Origin of the sequence: Aeromonas sp. ANP5, assembly GCF_963870295.1 — a bacterium.
GTDB classification, from domain to species: domain Bacteria; phylum Pseudomonadota; class Gammaproteobacteria; order Enterobacterales; family Aeromonadaceae; genus Aeromonas; species Aeromonas veronii.
In genome coordinates, this window is record NZ_CAWMRY010000002.1 from 232,184 (window position 1) to 250,060 (window position 17,877).

At 60.3% G+C, this 17,877-nt stretch carries 18 protein-coding genes; 10 read left to right on the plus strand and 8 right to left on the minus strand.

The genetic code is table 11. The features are described from left to right. Window positions 1-21: 21 nt before the first annotated feature. The gene (locus AACT07_RS02270; RefSeq protein WP_005335256.1) at window positions 22-405 is read left to right on the plus strand and encodes a hypothetical protein; all 384 of its coding nucleotides are present in this window, start codon (window positions 22-24) and stop codon (window positions 403-405) included. Window positions 406-492: 87 nt separating this feature from the next. On the opposite strand, the gene hutZ is transcribed toward AACT07_RS02270, so the two are convergent. Together hutZ and hutX are read right to left on the minus strand one after the other, a co-directional pair. Continuing rightward, window positions 493-1,050 carry a heme utilization protein HutZ gene (hutZ, locus tag AACT07_RS02275; protein WP_005335257.1) on the minus strand — a complete coding sequence of 186 codons (558 nt, stop codon included), beginning with the start codon at window positions 1,048-1,050 and terminating at the stop codon, window positions 493-495. Next, window positions 1,047-1,559, minus strand: a complete 513-nt coding sequence (gene hutX / locus AACT07_RS02280) for a heme utilization cystosolic carrier protein HutX (RefSeq protein WP_042080089.1) — start codon at window positions 1,557-1,559, stop codon at window positions 1,047-1,049. The genes hutZ and hutX overlap by 4 nt, the downstream gene beginning before the upstream one ends. 170 nt (window positions 1,560-1,729) lie before the next feature. On the opposite strand from hutX, the gene AACT07_RS02285 reads away from it, so the two are divergent. The 5 genes from AACT07_RS02285 to pepE all read left to right on the plus strand — a co-directional run bounded on the left by AACT07_RS02285 (window position 1,730) and on the right by pepE (window position 6,999). Continuing rightward, on the plus strand, window positions 1,730-2,584 hold the full coding sequence (locus tag AACT07_RS02285; RefSeq protein WP_069526470.1) for a heme/hemin ABC transporter substrate-binding protein: 855 nt from the start codon (window positions 1,730-1,732) through the stop codon (window positions 2,582-2,584). Beyond that, a complete protein-coding gene (locus AACT07_RS02290) occupies window positions 2,581-3,612 on the plus strand; it encodes a FecCD family ABC transporter permease (protein ID WP_005335261.1) in 1,032 nt (343 codons plus the stop codon). The genes AACT07_RS02285 and AACT07_RS02290 overlap by 4 nt, the downstream gene beginning before the upstream one ends. Before the next feature lie 11 nt (window positions 3,613-3,623). Continuing rightward, on the plus strand, window positions 3,624-4,436 hold the full coding sequence (locus AACT07_RS02295) for a heme ABC transporter ATP-binding protein (RefSeq protein WP_069526471.1): 813 nt from the start codon (window positions 3,624-3,626) through the stop codon (window positions 4,434-4,436). 230 nt (window positions 4,437-4,666) lie between these two features. Continuing rightward, window positions 4,667-6,028, plus strand: a complete 1,362-nt coding sequence (locus AACT07_RS02300) for an endonuclease/exonuclease/phosphatase family protein (RefSeq protein ID WP_069526472.1) — start codon at window positions 4,667-4,669, stop codon at window positions 6,026-6,028. A 233-nt stretch (window positions 6,029-6,261) separates the two neighbouring features. Further along, the gene (gene pepE / locus AACT07_RS02305) at window positions 6,262-6,999 is read left to right on the plus strand and encodes a dipeptidase PepE (RefSeq protein WP_069526473.1); all 738 of its coding nucleotides are present in this window, start codon (window positions 6,262-6,264) and stop codon (window positions 6,997-6,999) included. Window positions 7,000-7,094: 95 nt separating this feature from the next. Here the strand turns inward: pepE and AACT07_RS02310 are convergent, their stop codons facing one another. The 3 genes from AACT07_RS02310 to dnaB all read right to left on the minus strand — a co-directional run bounded on the left by AACT07_RS02310 (window position 7,095) and on the right by dnaB (window position 10,177). Further along, on the minus strand, window positions 7,095-7,514 hold the full coding sequence (locus tag AACT07_RS02310) for a secondary thiamine-phosphate synthase enzyme YjbQ (RefSeq protein WP_033114624.1): 420 nt from the start codon (window positions 7,512-7,514) through the stop codon (window positions 7,095-7,097). Continuing rightward, window positions 7,514-8,587, minus strand: a complete 1,074-nt coding sequence (gene alr / locus AACT07_RS02315) for an alanine racemase (RefSeq protein ID WP_069526474.1) — start codon at window positions 8,585-8,587, stop codon at window positions 7,514-7,516. Before alr ends, AACT07_RS02310 begins: the two co-directional genes overlap by 1 nt. 195 nt (window positions 8,588-8,782) lie before the next feature. Next, complete coding sequence (gene dnaB, locus AACT07_RS02320; RefSeq protein WP_026035132.1) at window positions 8,783-10,177, minus strand: replicative DNA helicase; 1,395 nt, start codon at window positions 10,175-10,177, stop codon at window positions 8,783-8,785. A 363-nt stretch (window positions 10,178-10,540) separates the two neighbouring features. On the opposite strand from dnaB, the gene AACT07_RS02325 reads away from it, so the two are divergent. Then, on the plus strand, window positions 10,541-11,401 hold the full coding sequence (locus AACT07_RS02325; protein ID WP_069526475.1) for a Tim44 domain-containing protein: 861 nt from the start codon (window positions 10,541-10,543) through the stop codon (window positions 11,399-11,401). A gap of 195 nt (window positions 11,402-11,596) precedes the next feature. Here the strand turns inward: AACT07_RS02325 and ushA are convergent, their stop codons facing one another. Further along, window positions 11,597-13,321 carry a bifunctional UDP-sugar hydrolase/5'-nucleotidase UshA gene (gene ushA / locus AACT07_RS02330; protein ID WP_069526476.1) on the minus strand — a complete coding sequence of 575 codons (1,725 nt, stop codon included), beginning with the start codon at window positions 13,319-13,321 and terminating at the stop codon, window positions 11,597-11,599. A 267-nt stretch (window positions 13,322-13,588) separates the two neighbouring features. Here ushA and AACT07_RS02335 point away from each other — a divergent pair, with 267 nt between their 5' ends. The 3 genes from AACT07_RS02335 to AACT07_RS02345 all read left to right on the plus strand — a co-directional run bounded on the left by AACT07_RS02335 (window position 13,589) and on the right by AACT07_RS02345 (window position 15,396). After that, complete coding sequence (locus AACT07_RS02335) at window positions 13,589-13,933, plus strand: DUF2956 domain-containing protein (protein ID WP_005349520.1); 345 nt, start codon at window positions 13,589-13,591, stop codon at window positions 13,931-13,933. Between the two features lie 144 nt (window positions 13,934-14,077). Then, entirely contained in the window at window positions 14,078-14,413 is a 336-nt protein-coding gene (locus tag AACT07_RS02340) for a hypothetical protein (protein ID WP_005335280.1), read from the plus strand. A gap of 113 nt (window positions 14,414-14,526) precedes the next feature. Further along, window positions 14,527-15,396, plus strand: a complete 870-nt coding sequence (locus AACT07_RS02345; RefSeq protein WP_069526477.1) for a tetratricopeptide repeat protein — start codon at window positions 14,527-14,529, stop codon at window positions 15,394-15,396. 57 nt (window positions 15,397-15,453) lie between these two features. On the opposite strand, the gene AACT07_RS02350 is transcribed toward AACT07_RS02345, so the two are convergent. Continuing rightward, window positions 15,454-16,860: a sigma-54-dependent transcriptional regulator gene (locus AACT07_RS02350; protein ID WP_005348258.1), complete on the minus strand. Its 1,407-nt coding sequence runs from the start codon at window positions 16,858-16,860 to the stop codon at window positions 15,454-15,456. A 151-nt stretch (window positions 16,861-17,011) separates the two neighbouring features. After that, window positions 17,012-17,815 (minus strand): FKBP-type peptidyl-prolyl cis-trans isomerase, encoded by an 804-nt coding sequence (gene fkpA, locus AACT07_RS02355; protein WP_005335283.1) that lies wholly within the window; start codon window positions 17,813-17,815, stop codon window positions 17,012-17,014. Window positions 17,816-17,877 lie beyond the last annotated feature (62 nt).

Here is a 17,877-nt window from a genome sequence, read left to right on the forward strand (position 1 = left end):
CGTTTCTCACTGGAGTCTGTCGTGCGCCTGTTGTCTGCCACCCTGTTGTTGATTGTTCCCTTGCTGTCGGCCTGCTCCAGCTTGCCCGGACAGAAGTATGACGGGCCGGAACCTCTGTTTCTGACCCACATCAACGAGGAGGGGAGCAAGCGGTTCACCTTTGAAGCTGCGCCCAACGACACCTTGCCGCGCGGCCTCTCGGCGGCCCAGAGCCAGCGGCTGCTGGAACAGCGGGAGGCGTTACAGGAGAATCTGCTGACCGAAACCCTGGCGACCAAGCAGTATTGCCGCCAGGGCTACATAGTGCTGAGCCAGACCTCCTGGAAGGTGCGGGGAGAGTGCAACGAAACGGCCACCGACGCCGATCGTCGCGCTTTTCCCAACAAGGCCAGCTGGCAGGATTGAACAGGCCGGATGAGATAACGCAATAAAAACGGGCAGCCAATTGGCTGCCCGTTTTGTTATGACGGCTGTCGTGGTCGACAGGGATCCTCAGACCGGCGCATCGGCAGGGCTGGTGAGCTCGGCACCGTTGTCGATGCGCTTGTGCCCTTCCACCAGATGGACGAAATCCACCAGCTCGTCACCGGAGACCGCGAACGCCTGACCGAAGCCCTTGACGAACAGCCCCTGCTCCGGCTTGAGGCGGAACAGTTTGAAATCCTTGAGGTTGGAGAGACCCTTGATGATCTCGCCAAAACGCCCCTCCAGCGCAGCGACCGCCTTGCTCCAGCGGGCGTCATCACGGGCCACCACTTCAGCCACCGCATCGAAGGTCAAGCGCTTGCGGGCAAACAGCTCGCGGGCACCGCTCTCATCCTCGATCAGCATCAGGGATACCCGGGGCACCTGTTGCAGGTTGCGGGCGTGGCGGGCGATCTCGGAGATCAGCACATAGTAGCCATCTTCCTGCAGCACGAACGGGGCATAGCTGGCGTTGGGATTGCCTTCGCCATCGACGGTGGCAAGCTGCAGGGTACGGCAACTGTCGCGAAACTCGCGGATCTCCGGTTGCAGGCGGTTCTGCAGACGCTCCTGACGTTCACTCATGCTTTGACTTCCTCTTGAGAGTTGTGGCGCAGCGCCATGAAACGGGTGACCTGATCGGCCAGCAGCTGGCGTTTCTCGTCGCGACCCAGATAGACCTTGAACATGCAGCGGCCGGAGTGACCGAAGAACTGGAAGGAGTGCCCCTCCTTGCCCATGAACAGCTTGCTGACCAGCGCAATCCCCGCCACGTTGTCGAGCTTGAGGTGACCATGCAGCTCACCGTCGCGGCCCATCAGGTTGTAGTAACCGCGTGCGTCCTTGCCTTTCGGGAAGGGGGCTTTTACCTCGAAGATGGAACCTTCTGATTCGACGATGGTGGTCACCGGGCCCCAGTCGGCCAGATCTTCCAGCAGACCTTGTGCGCGATCGGCGGGCAGCAGGGTCACCAGCTCGGCGGGCAGATGGCGAACCACCTCCCATTCGCTGATGGCGAGCTGGGCCGCCAGGGTGGACGGATGAGCGCCGGGATCCTGCTCCAGCAGCGCGTGAATGCGTTGTGCAATGCTCATGTTTTCTCCCTCTGCGGGACCATCTTGTCCCGCTGTTTATCATGGCGGCTACTCTAATAAAGCACCGAAACCAATGCAATTGATAATTGCTATCATTATCAGTGCATTTTTTCCAAAGCCTTGATATTCTCGGCGGCACACCCGTTTCATTCACCCCTTCGGAGGTTAGCATGGGCCGTCGTCTTGCCCTCGCCATCACCCTGCTCTGCAGTTCACTCTCTCCCTTCTCTGCCGTTGCCGCCGCCGACGGACAGAAAGAGCGTATCGTCAGTATCGGCCCGGCCACCACAGAACTCATTCTGGCCCTTGGCGGTGAATCGAGTCTGATCGCCACCGATGTCAGCAGTCCCTTGCCAAAAGGGTTGCCCAAGGTGGGTTATCACCGGGCGCTGGCCGCCGAAGGGATCCTGAGCCTCTCCCCCACCCGACTGGTGGGCAGCGACGAGATGGGCCCGGCCCCGACCCTGGATCAGCTGCGCCGCGCCGGGGTCAAGGTGGAGGTGCTGGATACCGCGCCGACCCTCGCCAACCTCAACCAGCGTATCGACACCCTCGCCAGCCTGCTGGGCGATAAAGCCGCTGGCGATCGCCTGAAGGCAGAGATCCAGGCTCAGACCGATCAGCTGGCGGCGCAAGCCAACCAGAACAAACCGCTCAAGGTCGCCTTCCTGCTGCTGCACAAGGGGCAACCCACCAGCATCGCCGGGGGGGACACCACCGCCAGCGCGCTGATCTCGCTGGCAGGTGGCATCAATCCGGTCGCCGAATTGCGCAACTACAAGCCGGTATCCGCCGAATCCCTCATCGAGATGCAGCCCGACCTGGTGCTGGTTAGCGGTCGTGACTGGCAGCAGTATGCCGATCCGGCCAAGGTGCTGGCCGAAGTGCCCGCACTGGCCGCCACCCCGGCTGGCAAGCGCAACGCCATTCACGCCATCGACGGTCACGCCCTGCAAGGGGGCCTGAGCCTCAACTCCCTGCAACAGGCGAACCAGATCGCCCAATGGATCAAGCAGGGGTCATGATGCGGTTACCCCTCTCCTGGCTGCTGGCCTTTACCACGGCCGCACTGGCACTGTTGCTGCTCGGTTCGCTGGCAACCGGCCCCATGACTCTCACCCTGGGCGAGAGCCTGCGGGCGCTGTTTGCCGGGCAGGAGAGCGGGATAGAGTCGCACAAGCTGCTGATCGTGCAGGAAATTCGCCTTCCGAGAACCCTGCTCTGCATCGCAGTGGGGGGGATTCTCGGTCTCTGTGGCGCCGTGATGCAGGGACTGTTTCGCAACCCACTGGCTGACCCTGGCATCATAGGTGTCTCCGGCGGCGCGGCGCTCGGTGCGGCGCTAGCCATCGTGCTGCTGGCCCCCCTCGGCCAGCAGCTGCAAGCCACCATCGGGGTTGGTCTGCTGCCGCTGCTCGCCTTTCTCGGCGGCGCGCTCACCACCACCCTGGTCTATCTGCTCGGCACCCGCGAGGGGGGCACCTCGGTCACCGTCATGCTGCTGGCCGGGGTCGCCATCACTGCGCTCTCCGGTGCGGTGATCGGCCTGCTCACCTATCTGGCGGACGATCAGATGCTGCGCAACCTGAGCCTGTGGCAGATGGGAACGCTGGCTGCAGGCAAACCGGCCGATGTGGCGCTGGCCCTGCTCACCCTGGCGGCCCTGCTGTGGCTCTTTATGCGCGATGCCAATCCCCTCAATGCCCTGCTGCTGGGTGAAGGGGAGGCCCGTCATCTGGGGGTCAATGTGCAATCCCTCAAACGCCGCCTGATCCTGCTCACCGCGGCGGGCGTCGGGGTGGCGGTGGCGGTATCGGGGATGATCGGCTTCGTCGGGCTGGTGGTACCCCATCTGGTGCGCCTGCTGGCAGGCCCCAACCACGTCAGGTTGCTGCCGCTCTCGGCCCTGCTTGGTGCCGCCCTGCTGCTGGCGGCCGATATGCTGGCGCGCACCCTGCTGGCCCCTGCCGAGCTGCCGGTGGGCATCATCACCGCCCTGCTCGGCGCCCCCTTCTTCATCTGGCTGCTGGTAAAAGGCCGCCGCGCCCTGTGATACGGACTTTTATGCAACCACTCTCATCCTCACTCTCCTCCCCCCTGTTGAGCTGCACCCGACTCAGCCTGCGCCGTGGCCAGCGCCAGATCCTGGATGGGCTCAATCTCGACCTCGAGAGCGGCACCCTCACCGCTCTGCTCGGCCCCAACGGGGCGGGCAAGAGCTCGCTGCTCAAGTGCCTGACCGGCGAGCTGGAATATGAGGGCTCCATCACCCTGTTTGGCGCGGATCGCCAGCAGTGGGACAGCAGCCAGCTGGCCCACCGACTCGGGGTATTGCCGCAAAGCTCCTCACTCAACTTCCCCTTTCTCTGTGAAGAAGTGGTCGCCATGGGGCGTTTGCCCCACAGTGAACCGGCGGCGCGGCGTGACGAGATTGTGGCGGCGGCCATGACCCATGCCGGGGTCGAGCATCTGGCCAAGCGGCTCTATCCCGGGCTCTCCGGCGGCGAGCGGCAGCGGGTGCAGTTTGCCCGGGTGCTGGCGCAGATTTGGCAGGCCCCCTCCCCGACCGAGCAGGCCGAGCAACCCCGCTTGCTGCTGCTCGACGAACCCACCTCGGCGCTGGATCTGAAATACCAGCATCAGCTGCTCACCATGGCGCGCGCCCTCGCCAGCCGCAATACAGCGGTACTGGTGGTGCTGCACGACCTCAATCTGGCGGCGCGCTATGCCGATCGGCTGGTGATGCTGGAGCGGGGCAAGCTGATGGCCGATGGCACGCCTGCCGAAGTGCTCACCCCAACGCTCATCGCCCGTCTCTATGACTATCCGGCACAGGTGATCCATCACCCCGAGAGCGGCCTGCCGATGGTGGTGTGACAAATTCAGAGTGCGGTAACGGCAGGAAATGCGCCATTCATCCCGGAAACTGCAGCGTATAAACCGGTTTTTCACACCCCATATCGCCCTGCTAACATTCATCATCGCCAGATATGTGGTGTGAATATCCTCACACTTTGCTCAGGCAAAATCCCCGCAGCATCACCGTCTACTTATAATGACGCCGCCTCACAGAAGGCATAACTCATTGATGCTACGGAACAATTACAATGAAAAATATCAACAAGACCCTACTGGCCGCCGCCATCGCCCTCGGGATGCTGGCTGGCTGCAACAGCGACAACGACTCAAAGGCAGCTGATCCCATGGTTCGTTTTGCCACCTTCAACCTCTCTTTTGACCGCACTGCCGCCGGTATGCTGACCGGTGAGCTGGCGCTGACCCGCACCGAGCAGGATGCCCTGCTGGCCCGCCTCGCCGAAGGGAGCCTGAGCGGCGCCACTGAAACCAAAGCCAAGAACGTGCAGCAGATCCGCAACGTGGCGGAGATCATCCAGCGCACCCGCCCGGATGTGTTCCTGCTCAACGAGTTCGACAACGACGGCAAAGGCGAGAGCACCGCCGATCTGAAAGCCTTCAACGACAACTATCTGGCCCACGCCCAGCATGCCGAAGTGACCGCCATCAGCTATCCGGTGATGCAGAACTTCGCCACCAACACCGGCCTGATGAGCGGTTATGACCTCAATCTGGATGGCAAGGTCAACAGCGGCCCCGACGATGCCTGGGGCTTTGGCAACTACCACGGCCAGTACGCCTTTGCGGTGATGTCCAAATACCCCATCGACACCAAGCAGATCCGCACCTTCCAGAACTTCAAGTGGAAGGATATGCCGGGCGAGCAGAACCCCATCATCGATGACTGCAACAATCCCAAGGTCAAGATCCCGGCCAGCCGCCAGTGTGGTGATGCCTGGTATTCAGACGCAGCCTGGCAGCAGTACCCGCTCTCCTCCAAGAACCACGCCGATGTGCCGGTACGGATCAAGACCGAGAAGGGTGAAGAGGTGATCCACTTCCTGATCTCCCACCCGACCCCGCCAATCTTTGCCAATGCGGCGCGCCACACCGTCAAACACAACCGCGCCGAGATCGCCTTCTGGAACGACTACGTCAAGGGTCTCAACTACATGACCGATGACAAGGGCACCAAGGGTGGGCTGGCCAAAAACGCCAAGTTCGTCATCGCCGGGGATCTCAACGCCGATCCCCTCACTGGCGATGGCGATCTGAGCGCCATTCAGGATCTGCTTAACAATCCGCTGATGAATCAAGCCATCACCAATGGCACCCTGATCCCGGTCAGCGAAGGGGGCCCGGAGTGCGTCAGCAAGGGGGCCGACTGCAAACGCAACCTCACTCGCCCCAACCCGGAACGCATCACCAACTCCAGCGTGCTGCAGCTGGATCACGTCATCCCCTCCGCCAACCTCAACGCGGTCAAGAGCGGCGTCTTCTGGCCAGCCAGCTTCGAGGCCGGTTATCACTTGGTCTATGATGCGAAACTCGGCATCGCCAAGGGAGTCAGCTCGGATCACCGCATGGTTTGGGTCGATCTCAAACTCGACTAACTCTGCCATGACCCCGCTGCGGCGGGGTCTTTTATTGGCGACGGGTGACAAGTTGACCACGGTTCATTAATCCACCGTTTGGAATTGAGTTACTCATCCATAGCCGTTGAATGGGACCCCCGATCACAGAACCGCCTCGCCAATGGTGGTAGCATGCCTCCTCTTGCCATCCGGCCGCACGGCGGATCCGGTGGCCCTCCCTCCTCCGCTTTCACTTTTTGAGGACGTATCTGATGGAACTGCTTCTGCTTAGCAATGGTAAAGCCAACGAATTTCCGGGTCTGCTCGGCTGGGCCCGCGACCGGGTTCAAAGCCTGCTGGCCCGCAAACCGGTCAAGCGCATCCTGCTCATCCCCTACGCGGTGATCCGCAGCGACTGGGATGCCCGCGCCAACGAACTTACCGAGAGCCTCGGGATCGAGACCATCAGCATTCACCACTTTGATGATCCGGTCGCGGCCGTCAATCAGGCCGACGCCATCTTTATCAGCGGCGGCAACACCTGGCGCCTGAATCAGCTGCTGCATGAAAACGGCCTGATCGTGCCGATCCAGCGTGCCGTGCGCGAGCGGGGCGTCCCCTATGTGGGCTGGAGCGCCGGTTGCAACGTGGCGACCCCGAGCATACGCACCACCAACGACATGCCGGTCTGCAACGCCGCCGTGCTGCCCGCGCTGGGCCTGTTCCCGCTGCAGATCAACCCGCACTATCTGGACGCCAGCATCAGCGGCCACATGGGCGAGACCCGCGACGAGCGTCTGGCCGAGTTCTGCGCCATCAACCCGAGCGAATATGTGGTGGCCCTGCGCGAAGCGAGTCTGCTGCAAATCACCGGAGAAAACGGCAGCGAGCGTCTGGAGTACTGGAGCGCCCGCGAGCAGGACTTCAAGATCTTCAAACAGGGTCAGGAGCCGCAAGCCTTTATGGACGCCGCCCCGCTGGCTGAGCTGACCCCCTTCAAGGTCGCCTGAGCCAAGCAGAGCGCTTCACTACTGGCAAACAAAAGAGGGATGGCTCGGCGCCATCCCTCTTTTTTATCTTCATCTTTCAGCTGGTTGCAGTCTGATTACTCACCCTGCAGGGTCACCAGCACCTTACGGGCGCCACCATCGACGCGATGTTCGCCAAGCCAGATCCCCTGCCAGGTGCCGAGCGCCAGCTGACCGTCACGGATCGGCAGCAGCAGGCTCACCCCGAGCAGGGAGGATTTAATATGGGCGGGCATGTCATCCGCCCCCTCATAGGTGTGGCGATAGTAGGGGGCATCTTCCGGCGCCAGCCGGTGCAGATGGGCCTCCATATCGCTGCGCACGCTGGGGTCGCAATTCTCGTTGAGGGTGAGCGAGGCGGAGGTGTGTTGCAGCAGCAGGTGCGCCATGCCAATCCGGTAATCCGCCAGCATTGGCAGCTTGGCCACCAGCTCGTCCGTCACCAGATGAAAGCCCCGCGAACGGGGCTTCAACGTCAGCAGGCACTGCTGCCACATCAGACGTACTCCATAAAGACGCGGGAGGTGAGCTTGGTGATGAGCTCGTAGGGGATGGTGCCAATCTCGTCGGCCACCCGCTCCACCGGCAGCCCCTCGCCCCACAGCACCGCCTCGTCACCGGCCTTGTCGGTGGCGCTGGGCCCAAGATCCACCGTGCTCATATCCATGGAGACACGCCCCACCAGCGGCACGATGCGGCCGTTGATCAGCACGGAAGTGCCATTGGGCGCCATGCGCGGATAACCGTCACCGTAGCCGATGGCGATCACCCCGAGCCGAGTATCGCGATCCGACACCCAGTTGGCGCCATAGCCCACCGGCTCGCCCGCCTTGTGATCCCGCACCGCAATCAGCTGGGTTTTCAAGGTCATCACCGGCTGCAGGTCATAATCGGCCGCCACCGTGTTGGGGAACGGGGAGACGCCATAGAGGATGACACCGGGGCGAACCCAGTCGCAGTGGGAGTCTGGCCAGGCCAGAATGCCCGCCGAGTTGGCCATGGCACGCTCGCCCGCCAGCGGCGCGGTCAACTTGCTGAACAAATCGATCTGCTCGCGGGTGGTGGGCTGCTCCAGCTCATCGGAGCGGCTGAAGTGGGTCATGATGTTGAACGGCTGTACCACGTTCTTGCACTTGCCGAGGCGCTCGATAAAGGCGGGCATCTCGTCGGCACGCACCCCGAGGCGGTGCATGCCGGTGTCGAGCTTGAGCCAGGCCACCACGGGCGCTGGCAGCTCGACCTGTTCCAGCGCTTCGAGCTGCTCCCAGGTGTGAACCGCCGTTTGCAGGTTGTTGGCCGCCAGCACCGGCAGATCGTCGGCGGAGAAGAAGCCCTCCAGCAGCACAATGGGCTTGACCACAGCGCAGGAGCGCAGCATCAGCGCCTCTTCGATACGGGCCACCGCATAGGCATCCGCATCCACCAGGGTGCGGGCGACCGGCAGCAGTCCGTGGCCATAGGCGTTGGCCTTGACCACAGCGATGATCTTGCAAGCGGGTGCGTGGCGCTTGACCACGGCGAGGTTGTGGCGCAAGGCCGCAGTGTTGATTTGGGCAGTAGCCGCTTTCATGGTTTTCCCTTACGAGGGCACAAATGGTCTCCCCCTCATCGGGCAGAAGACCGCCACTCACTTATCGTCGTCGAAGGCCGGACCGGCATAATTGTCGAACCGGGAAAACAGGCTCTGGCTGCCTCTCAATAAATGGCAAGCGAGTCAGAGCGATGGTGGCAATCCTGACCACAGGATTGCCATGATTGTTACTTATCAATAATCGTCATCAAACGCAGGACCGGCGTAGTTGTCGAACCGGGAGAACTGACCCTGGAAGGTGAGGCGCACACGGCCGATAGGGCCGTTACGCTGCTTGCCGATGATAATCTCGGCAATCCCCTTGTCCGGGCTGTCATCGTGATAAACCTCATCACGATAGATAAACATGATCAAATCCGCATCCTGCTCGATGGAGCCCGATTCACGAAGATCCGAGTTGACCGGGCGCTTGTCGGCCCGCTGTTCCAGGCTTCGGTTCAGCTGGGAGAGCGCCACCACCGGGCACTGCAGCTCTTTCGCCAAGGCCTTGAGGGAGCGGGAGATCTCGCCGATCTCCAGGGTACGGTTGTCAGAGAGCGCCGGCACCCGCATCAGCTGCAGGTAGTCCACCATGATCATGGATAGGCCGCCATGCTCGCGCGCCACCCGACGGGCACGGGAGCGCACATCGGTCGGGGTGAGGCCGGAGGCGTCATCGATATACATCTTGCCCTTCTCCAGCAGCAATCCCATGGTGGAGGAGAGGCGCGCCCAATCCTCGTCATCGAGCTGACCGGTACGCACCTTGGTCTGATCGATACGCCCCACCGAGGCGAGCATACGCATGATGATCTGCTCCGAGGGCATCTCCAGCGAGAAGATAAGCACCGGCTTGTCGGCGGTGAGGGCCGCATGCTCGCAGAGGTTCATGGCAAAGGTGGTCTTGCCCATGGAGGGACGGGCCGCCACGATGATCAAGTCCGAACGCTGCAAACCGGCGGTCATCTTGTCGAGATCGTTGTAACCGCTCGATACCCCGGTAACACCGTTGTGCGGCGTCTTGAACAGCTCTTCAATCTTGTCGACGGTCTGCTCGAGGATGAGCTTCAGGGGCTGGGGCCCCTCGTTGGCGCTGGTGCGCTGCTCGGCAATCTTGAATACCTTGCTCTCGGCAAGATCCAGCAGATCGCCGGAGGTACGGCCCTGTGGCTCGTAGCCTGCTTCGACTATCTCGTTGGCGACCGAGATCATCTCCCGCACCACCGCCCGCTCACGCACGATTTCGGCGTAGGCGTTGATGTTGGCGGCACTCGGGGTGTTCTTGGCGATCTCCACCAGATAGGCGAAACCGCCCGCCTCTTCCAGCTGTTCGGAGCGTTCCAGCTCCTCCTGCAGGGTGATGAGGTCGATGGGGTTGCCCGCGTTGGAGAGGCGGGTCATGGCCTGGAAGATCAACCGGTGCGGACGGCTGTAGAAATCCTGATCGATAACCCGCTCGGCAACCCGATCCCAGGCATCGTTATCCAGCATCAGGCCGCCCAGTACGGACTGTTCAGCCTCAAAAGAGTGGGGAGGAACTTTCAGCTGTTGTGTCTTGGCGTCTTTTTTCGCCGTCACTTGCTCTGCCATACACATAAAAACCGCAGCGGGAAGGGGACGGGAATTTTACAAAAGAAAGCCAACTACGGCGAGCCCTATCTGGCGGCTCATACCATCATAAAGGGCCAAACCAGAGTCTGCTCTACCTTGACCATTTTGATTTTGCTTCGCATTTTGCGCTCCTTGCGACTCAATCTTCTGCTTTTCATCCGGTTTACTCCTCTTGTTTGACGCCGCATCGCGGCAACCTCGTTCATGAATAATTCATGCCAGAGGTGATATTGATGAATACAAGCTGCGACACAATTAGGGACAGGCAGCCTGCCATGCGCCTTGCTGAGCTTGCCAAAGCGGAGCATGCCCCACCCACAGACGAGAGTGAAAAGAGTCAAAATGAAAAAGATGCTGACCCTGTTTGCCGTGATCCTGGCCATTGGCCTGGGGGCACCTCACGCCGAAGCCAAGAAATTTGGCGGCGGCAAATCCTTTGGTAAAAGTTACAAAACTGCGCCGGCCCAGCCTGCGGCCAAACCGGTCGACAACAAGAATCCGACACTGAATGCCCAGACTCCGCCGAAAAAGAGCGGCATGATGGGCGGCCTGCTGGGCGGCCTGCTGGCTGGCGGCCTGTTTGCCTACCTGCTGGGCAGCGGTGCCTTTGAAGGTCTGCAAGGAATGGACTTCCTGCTGATCGCCCTGCTGGCGCTGGGTGCCGTCTTCCTGATCCGTACCCTGCGCAAGGGCAAGGTCGCGACGCCACAGCCACAACAAGCGGCCTATGCGGGCTATCAGCCACCGCAATCCGCGGCCCCGCAGCAGTTTGAGCAGAGCAACAGCGCACCGCAAGCCACCGGCTTTGCCGACAGCGACGTGCCGTTCCGCCTGCCGCCGGGCTTTGACATGAACAGCTTCCTGGCCGGTGCCCGCGATCACTATCGCACCCTGCAAGAGGCGTGGAACAAGAACGATCTGGAAAAAGTGCGCGAGTACGTCAGCCCCGAGCTGTTTGAGCAGCTCAAAGTCGAGCGCGCCGAACTGACTGGCGACCAGCACACAGAAGTAATGTATGTGGATACCCAACTGGTACGCGCTGACTACGGCAGCGACTGGGCTCAGGTGAGCGTGCGCTTCAGCGGCCGCTACATGGACCGTCAGGAGCAGGTCGAAGAAGACATCAAGGAGGTGTGGCACCTCGAGCGCGATCTGGCCAAGAACAATGCCCCCTGGCATATCGTCGGTATCGAGCAGCTGTAAGGTTCAGATTGTCACTACGCAAGAGGCGGCCCATTGGCCGCCTCTTTTCATTTCATCCCCTCACCTGACCTCATACAGGCGATGGCTATCGTCATTGATGATTGAAGAGTTGTAACCGCTACCCAACCAACGACAAAGGGCAGCCACTGGCTGCCCTTTCGGATCACATCTGGAGCTAAACGCACCGCTGACGAATCAGTTACACCCTTCGGTAGAGGCTGAGTTCAGATAGCTCACCTCATTGCCTGGCTGATAATCGGCCACGTTGATGGTCTTCTTGAGCTCGATGTACTCCTTCAGCACGGCAGCATCCACCAAACCGGCGTTGATGGTATCGATCTTCGGATAGCCATCACCACCGGAGGCGCTGAAGCTCGGGATCGCGAAGCTGTAAGTTGCTGCCGGATCAAACGCCTTGCCACCGATACTGGTGATATTGACGCTCTTGGCTTGGCAATCCACCGCCATGTTGATACCGCCAAACTGGGCATAACCACCGGTATTGCGGGTCTTGCTTGCCACCTGGCCCAGATAGGTCGCCAGCTCGCTTCCCTTCATGACAGCCTTGTTGACCGTGTTGCCAAACGGGTGCACCAGCAGCACGCTGCGGTAAGTGATATCACCGGCCGGGATGCTGTCACGCACGCCGCCTGAGTTGACGATACCAAAGTCGACCCCCAGCTTGCTGCTGGTCGCCGTGGTGATGAGGCGACCCAGGTTGGTCTGCTTGTTGCGAACCGAGTTGCGATCACCAACCAGCAAGCCATCTGCCGAGCCAATGACAACATTCAGCTCTTGCTGACCTTTCTCCTGATAACCCAGCAGGGTGTTATACAGCTCGGGATCCTTGGTGATCTCGTCCTGTACGAACTGCATCTTGGTCGGGTCCTTGGTTACGGCGCCGTTGGCATCGATCGCCTCGCCCTTAGCGTTGCGCTTGATCAGGTTGACCGGGATCAGGTCATAGCTGGTCAGGGTCAACTTGCCATTCTGGTACTCAAACTGGGCACGGCCCACATACTTGCCCCACTCGTGGGCCTGCATGATCCAGGTGCCGTTTTGCTGGTCCGGTTGGCAGTTATCACCCGGTTTGAAATTGGCGTACTTGTTGGTGGTACCCGGTTCCATACAGACCGGATTCTGGGAGTGGCCACCAATGATGGCATCCAGAGTCCCTGCTGGCAGTGCGCGAGCCATCTCTACATCGCCCGGCGCATTGCTGCCGTGCTGACCATTCTCGTAATGGCCCATGTGAGTGATGGCGAAGACCAGATTGGCCTCCTTGTTACTGCGGATCTGCTGGCCCAGTTTGGCCGCCTCGCTGGTCGGATCGCGGAACTCCAGGGTCTGCACGTTGTTGGGATCAACCAGCTGGGCGGTATCCTCGGTGGTCAGACCCAGTACGGCGACCTTGAGACCGCTCTCCAACTTGAACACCTTGTAGGGGTCAAAGTAGTGTTTGCCACTGGCCTTGTCGTAGATGTTGGCCGAGAGCATGGGGAACTGGGCCCACTTGCGCTGCTTCTCCAGCACGCTGAGGGGGTTGTCGAATTCATGGTTGCCCACCGCCATGGCATCGTAGCGAATGTTGTTCATCGCCATGAAGTCAGGCTCGGCATCCTGCAGATCGGACTCCGGCACGCCGGTATTCACATCACCACCGGAAAGAACCAGCACGTCACTGCCAGCAGCCTTGGCATCGGCACGCAGCTGCTCGACCAGAGTCTTCTGGGCAGCCATACCATACTCATTTTCGGCGTTGTGCCAGAAACGGCCGTGGGTATCGTTGGTGTGCAGGATGGTCAGTTTGCAGACATTTTCGGTGCAGGGTGCAACGGTGTCATTGGTCGAGGTATTACAGCCAGTCAGTGCAGCAAGCACGGCCAGTGCCACGCCGCCTTTGATAAAGTTATTATTCATTTCCATATCACCTTGATTGTTTTGTTATTTATCAACCCTGTCCAGCGGGTCGGGCGCCAATATAACAAACAACAGATGACCGTTTTTCATCGATGACTCACAAATTCTGCTAATTGTGATCTTCGGCCCAACATCCGGCTTCCTGCTGATTTATCAGATTTTTTGTTGAGCAGTCACTCACTTGCTCCCCTCCCGCACCAAGGAGGCGCCACCCGACGCGCCTTTATGGCATACTCCCCAGCCAGCCATGCCCGAGGAGATGATTTGATGGCCAAGTACGACAAGATTTCCCCCGAGACCCAGCAGGAGGCGATGAAAATTGCCCGTGCCAACCAGAAGCCGGGGCAGACCAAGGAACAGACCCAGCTTATCGCGCAAGGGATCCAGAAAGGCATCGACGAGTACAAGAAGCAGATGAAGGCGCGGGCCCGTGAAGCGAGCCGCCAGAAAAAATTGCAGGCCAAAGCCAGGCAGCCACAGGGCGCGCCCCAAACCGAAGAACAAGACGATCAGCTGGAGCTGGTTGAAGTAAGCCATCAGCATCCCCTGCCCTGGATATTGCTGGTGCTGAGCTGGCTGGGATTTGCTGCAGCCTGGTTCTGGTTGCACTAAAAGTGCGCTAGCAAACGTTTATCCGGGATCCTCTTCACAGCCCGGACCCGGGCTGCTGGTGATTACCTACGAAGAGTGATTAAATCCCGCGCCTCTTGCACCGGACTCCCTGTTTTTTGACGATCAGTTTTCAGGAAAGATGTTATGAACCCCGCTCCGCTCTATCTGCTGGCCCCTTTTGTTCTGTTCCTTGTGACCATGCTGCTCTATCGCATTTCGCCGCTGCGGGCGGTCGCCGCCGGCGGGGTACGCTGGTTTATCCTCCCCGCCTTCACCCTGTTTATTTTGCTGATCATCATCAATGGAGCCGCCGATCCCACCCTGCGCGATCCGGCATTCCACTGGTTGATGCCGGGCCTTGGCTTTGCCCTGAGCCTGTTTCCGGCCCTGCCCAAGGCGCTGGTGCCAAGGCTCGCCATCAAGGAGGGGGCCTTTGCCGCCCTCGGTCTGATGCTGATGAGCCTGGCTATGGTCTACTGAGCAACTGGCCACAGCCGTTAACATGACTCAAGGGGCGCTCTGTGACGGGCCCCCCTTGTACAAACAATGGCCTGCAGGCATCTTGGTGACAGGATAACCAGCAAGGAGGCCAGATGGACAATCCGCCCGATTTCATGGCGTTGTGGGATTATCAGGATCCCGCCGCCAGCGCCCTGCGTTTTCACACCCTTCTTCCCGAAGCGCGTGCCGCCGCCGACCTGCAACTCGAACTGGAGTTGCTGACCCAAATTGCCCGCACCCACTCGCTGCAGCGCCAGTTTGCCGAAGCCCATCAGCTGCTCGACGAGATAGAGCCCCGCCTCACCGACACAACCCCCAGAGCGCGGATCAGGGCCCTGCTGGAACGAGGCCGCACCTTTAACTCGGCGGGCGACAAAGCCAGTGCCAAACCGCTGTTTGAACAAGCCTGGCAATGGGGGCTCAAGGAGAAAGAAACCTATCTCGCCATCGACGCTGCTCACATGATCGCCATCGCCGCACAACTGGAAGAGCAGAGCCGCTGGCATCAACTGGCGATGGAGCTGGCGGAACGCAGCAGTGACGAGAAGGTGCGTGGCTGGCTGGCCCCCCTTTACAACAATCAGGGCTGGACCCTGTTTGAATTGGGCCGCTTTGATGAGGCGAAAATCCAGCAACAGAAGTGCCTGGCCTGGCATCTGCAGCATAACCAGCCGGCCAAGGCGTTTATCGCCCGCTGGAGTCTGGCTCGCCTGACCCGGGCCCAGGGTCAGCACCAGCAGGCGCTGGCAGAGCTGCACCAGCTCAAGGCCGATATGGCCGAGGCAGGCGAACCTGAGGATGGTTATCTGTTCGAGGAGCTGGGGGAGAATGCCTTGGTACTGGACGATCCGCTGGCTGCGGAATACTTCTCCCGCGCCTGGTTTCTGCTGTCGCAGGACCGCTGGTTCAGCGCCAACGAGGGGGAGCGACTGGCCCGCCTCAAGCGCCTCGCCAAACTCTGATATCTCCCAAAATAGCAAGGGCGGCACGCTAGCCGCCCTTTCTGCTGGCAATATGGTTCAGGCCCGATTGGACTCTTCCCACCCCTGCTTTTTACGGTAAATGGTGGAGGGGCTGATCTCGAGCAAAGCCGCCGCCTTGGGAATATTGCCGTCACAGCTGGCGATGGCCTGCTCAATCACCTCTTTCTCCACCAGCCAGAGCGGACGAATTGGCCCGTTGGCCACCCCGGTGGCTGCCGGAGCCGATGCCACCGCTGCCGCAATCGCAGCCGGCAGCTGGGGGCGAACCCCATTGAGCGGTGGCGGCAGAATATCCGGGCTCACCAGCTCCTTGTCATTGAGCACCACGATATTGCGCACCACGTTCTGCAGCTCGCGTACGTTGCCAGGCCAGGGGTAGTCGAGCAGCACTCGCGCCGCCTCGACATCAAAATCCTTGAAGCGTTTGTTCTCCTCCTTGGCGTAGCTCTGCAGCAGGGTACGCGCCAGCAGCAGGATATCCTCGCCCCGCTCCCGCAGCGGCGGCAGGGTGAGGGGAATGACGTGGAGCCGATAGTAGAGATCCTCGCGAAAACGGCCCGCTTTCACCTCCACCAGCGGATCCCGGTTGGTGGCGCAGATAAAGCGCACATCCACCGTCTCCAGCTTGCCGCTGCCGACCCGCTGCACTGTGCCGGTCTGGATGAAGCGCAGCAGCTTGCTCTGCAGGTCGAGATCCATCTCGCAGATCTCGTCGAGAAACAGGGTACCGCCATCGGCCAGACTGGCCGCCCCCTTGCGATCCCCTTGGGCACCCGTAAAAGAGCCCTTCACATGACCGAAGATCTCGCTCTCCATCAAATCGTGGGGAATGGCGGCGCAGTTGAGGGCTATAAAGGGCTGTTCGCTGCGGGGGCTACACTGGTGAATCGCCTCGGCACACACCTCTTTGCCGGTGCCGCTCTCGCCAGTGATAAAGACGGTCGCCTTGCTGGGCGCCGCGCTCTCGATGATGCGATAGACCGCCTGCATCGACATGGAGGCACCGATAAAACCGAAGAAGGAGCTGCGCTCGAAATTCTCCCGATAATGGGCAACCAGCGAGCTCAACTGCTGGTGTTTCAAGGCATTGCGAACGGTGGCGCAGAGCCGCTTGCTGTCAAACGGCTTGGTCAGAAAATCGAAGGCACCGAGGCGCATCGCCTCCACCGCCACATCCACCGAGCCGTGAGCGGTGATCACCACCACAGAGCAGGGCAACTGCTGTTCGGTAATCATTTGCAGAATATCCATACCGGACATATCCGGCAGCTCCAGATCCAGCAGCACCACGGGGGGAGGACTTGCCAGCAACTGCGCCAACGCCTGCTGACCACAGTCGGCCAACACCACCTCGTACCCCTCCTGGCGCAGGTACTGTTCATAGACCACCGCCAGACTACGGGTATCTTCCACCAGCAGGACACGCGATTTATTTTCAGCCACTGGACTCATCCTTGTATTTGATTCTGCGATCTATTTTGCCTTATTTTCGCGCGCAAACCCAACGCCAAGACAGCTCTGTTATCCCGCGATTGCAGGGAATACACAAGTAAAAACGGCTCCTTAAGGAGCCGTTTTTAACTACAAGAAGGGATTACTTCTTGGCGTCGTCTGCAGTCGGCTTCTCGATAGCCAGCAGCTCAACGTCAAACACCAGCACGGCGTTCGCCGGGATGGAGCCTGCACCGTGCTCGCCATAGGCCAGCTTGGACGGCAGGAAGAACTTGAACTTGGAGCCAACCGGCATCAGCTGAACGCCTTCGGTCCAACCCGGGATAACCTGGTTGAGCGGGAAGGTAGCCGGCTCGCCGCGATCGACGGAGCTGTCGAACTTGGTGCCGTCGGTCAGGGTACCGGTGTAGTGCACCTTGACGATATCGGTAGATTTCGGCTTGGCGCCAGTGCCCATCTTCTCGACCACGTATTGCAGGCCGGATTCAGTGCTCTTCACACCCTCTTTCTTGGCGTTGGCAGCCAGGAACTCTTCGCCCTTCTTCAGATTCTCAACGGCGTCTTTCTCGGCCTTGGCCTTGGTCAGCTCGTTGATCTTGGCATCGTAATCCTGCAGTACCTTCTGGATCTCTTCATCAGTCATCTTGGCTTCTTTGCCCAGACCGTCAGTCACCCCTTTCAGGATCACGGCGTTGTCCAGTTTGATGCCCAGTTCCTGCTGACGCTCCAGGGTATTGGCGATGTAACGACCCATGGAGAGGCCAATTGCGTAGCCAGATTGCTCTTCAAAGCTCTTGGCTTCGGCCTTGGTCGCCTCTGCCGGCTTGCTGGCTTCTGCCTTCACTTCGGCGGTATTGGCCGCAGCAGGCTTCTCGTCTTTTTGGCAAGCAGTCAGACCGACGGCAACGGCCGCCGCCAACAGGGACACCTTCAGAAATTTGTTCATCAGTTTCTCCAAACTCCAAATACCGCTCTCGGTTCCATCGTGAAATGAGAGGTTTATCGTGA

Coding starts and splice junctions, on each gene's coding strand:
- hutZ (WP_005335257.1), bottom strand. CDS start 1,050: ATGAGTGAACGTCAGGAGCGTCTGCAGAACCGCCTGCAACCGGAGATC.
- hutX (WP_042080089.1), bottom strand. CDS start 1,559: ATGAGCATTGCACAACGCATTCACGCGCTGCTGGAGCAGGATCCCGGC.
- AACT07_RS02285 (WP_069526470.1), top strand. CDS start 1,730: ATGGGCCGTCGTCTTGCCCTCGCCATCACCCTGCTCTGCAGTTCACTC.
- AACT07_RS02290 (WP_005335261.1), top strand. CDS start 2,581: ATGATGCGGTTACCCCTCTCCTGGCTGCTGGCCTTTACCACGGCCGCA.
- AACT07_RS02295 (WP_069526471.1), top strand. CDS start 3,624: ATGCAACCACTCTCATCCTCACTCTCCTCCCCCCTGTTGAGCTGCACC.
- AACT07_RS02300 (WP_069526472.1), top strand. CDS start 4,667: ATGAAAAATATCAACAAGACCCTACTGGCCGCCGCCATCGCCCTCGGG.
- pepE (WP_069526473.1), top strand. CDS start 6,262: ATGGAACTGCTTCTGCTTAGCAATGGTAAAGCCAACGAATTTCCGGGT.
- AACT07_RS02310 (WP_033114624.1), bottom strand. CDS start 7,514: ATGTGGCAGCAGTGCCTGCTGACGTTGAAGCCCCGTTCGCGGGGCTTT.
- alr (WP_069526474.1), bottom strand. CDS start 8,587: ATGAAAGCGGCTACTGCCCAAATCAACACTGCGGCCTTGCGCCACAAC.
- dnaB (WP_026035132.1), bottom strand. CDS start 10,177: ATGGCAGAGCAAGTGACGGCGAAAAAAGACGCCAAGACACAACAGCTG.
- AACT07_RS02325 (WP_069526475.1), top strand. CDS start 10,541: ATGAAAAAGATGCTGACCCTGTTTGCCGTGATCCTGGCCATTGGCCTG.
- ushA (WP_069526476.1), bottom strand. CDS start 13,321: ATGAATAATAACTTTATCAAAGGCGGCGTGGCACTGGCCGTGCTTGCT.
- AACT07_RS02335 (WP_005349520.1), top strand. CDS start 13,589: ATGGCCAAGTACGACAAGATTTCCCCCGAGACCCAGCAGGAGGCGATG.
- AACT07_RS02340 (WP_005335280.1), top strand. CDS start 14,078: ATGAACCCCGCTCCGCTCTATCTGCTGGCCCCTTTTGTTCTGTTCCTT.
- AACT07_RS02345 (WP_069526477.1), top strand. CDS start 14,527: ATGGACAATCCGCCCGATTTCATGGCGTTGTGGGATTATCAGGATCCC.
- fkpA (WP_005335283.1), bottom strand. CDS start 17,815: ATGAACAAATTTCTGAAGGTGTCCCTGTTGGCGGCGGCCGTTGCCGTC.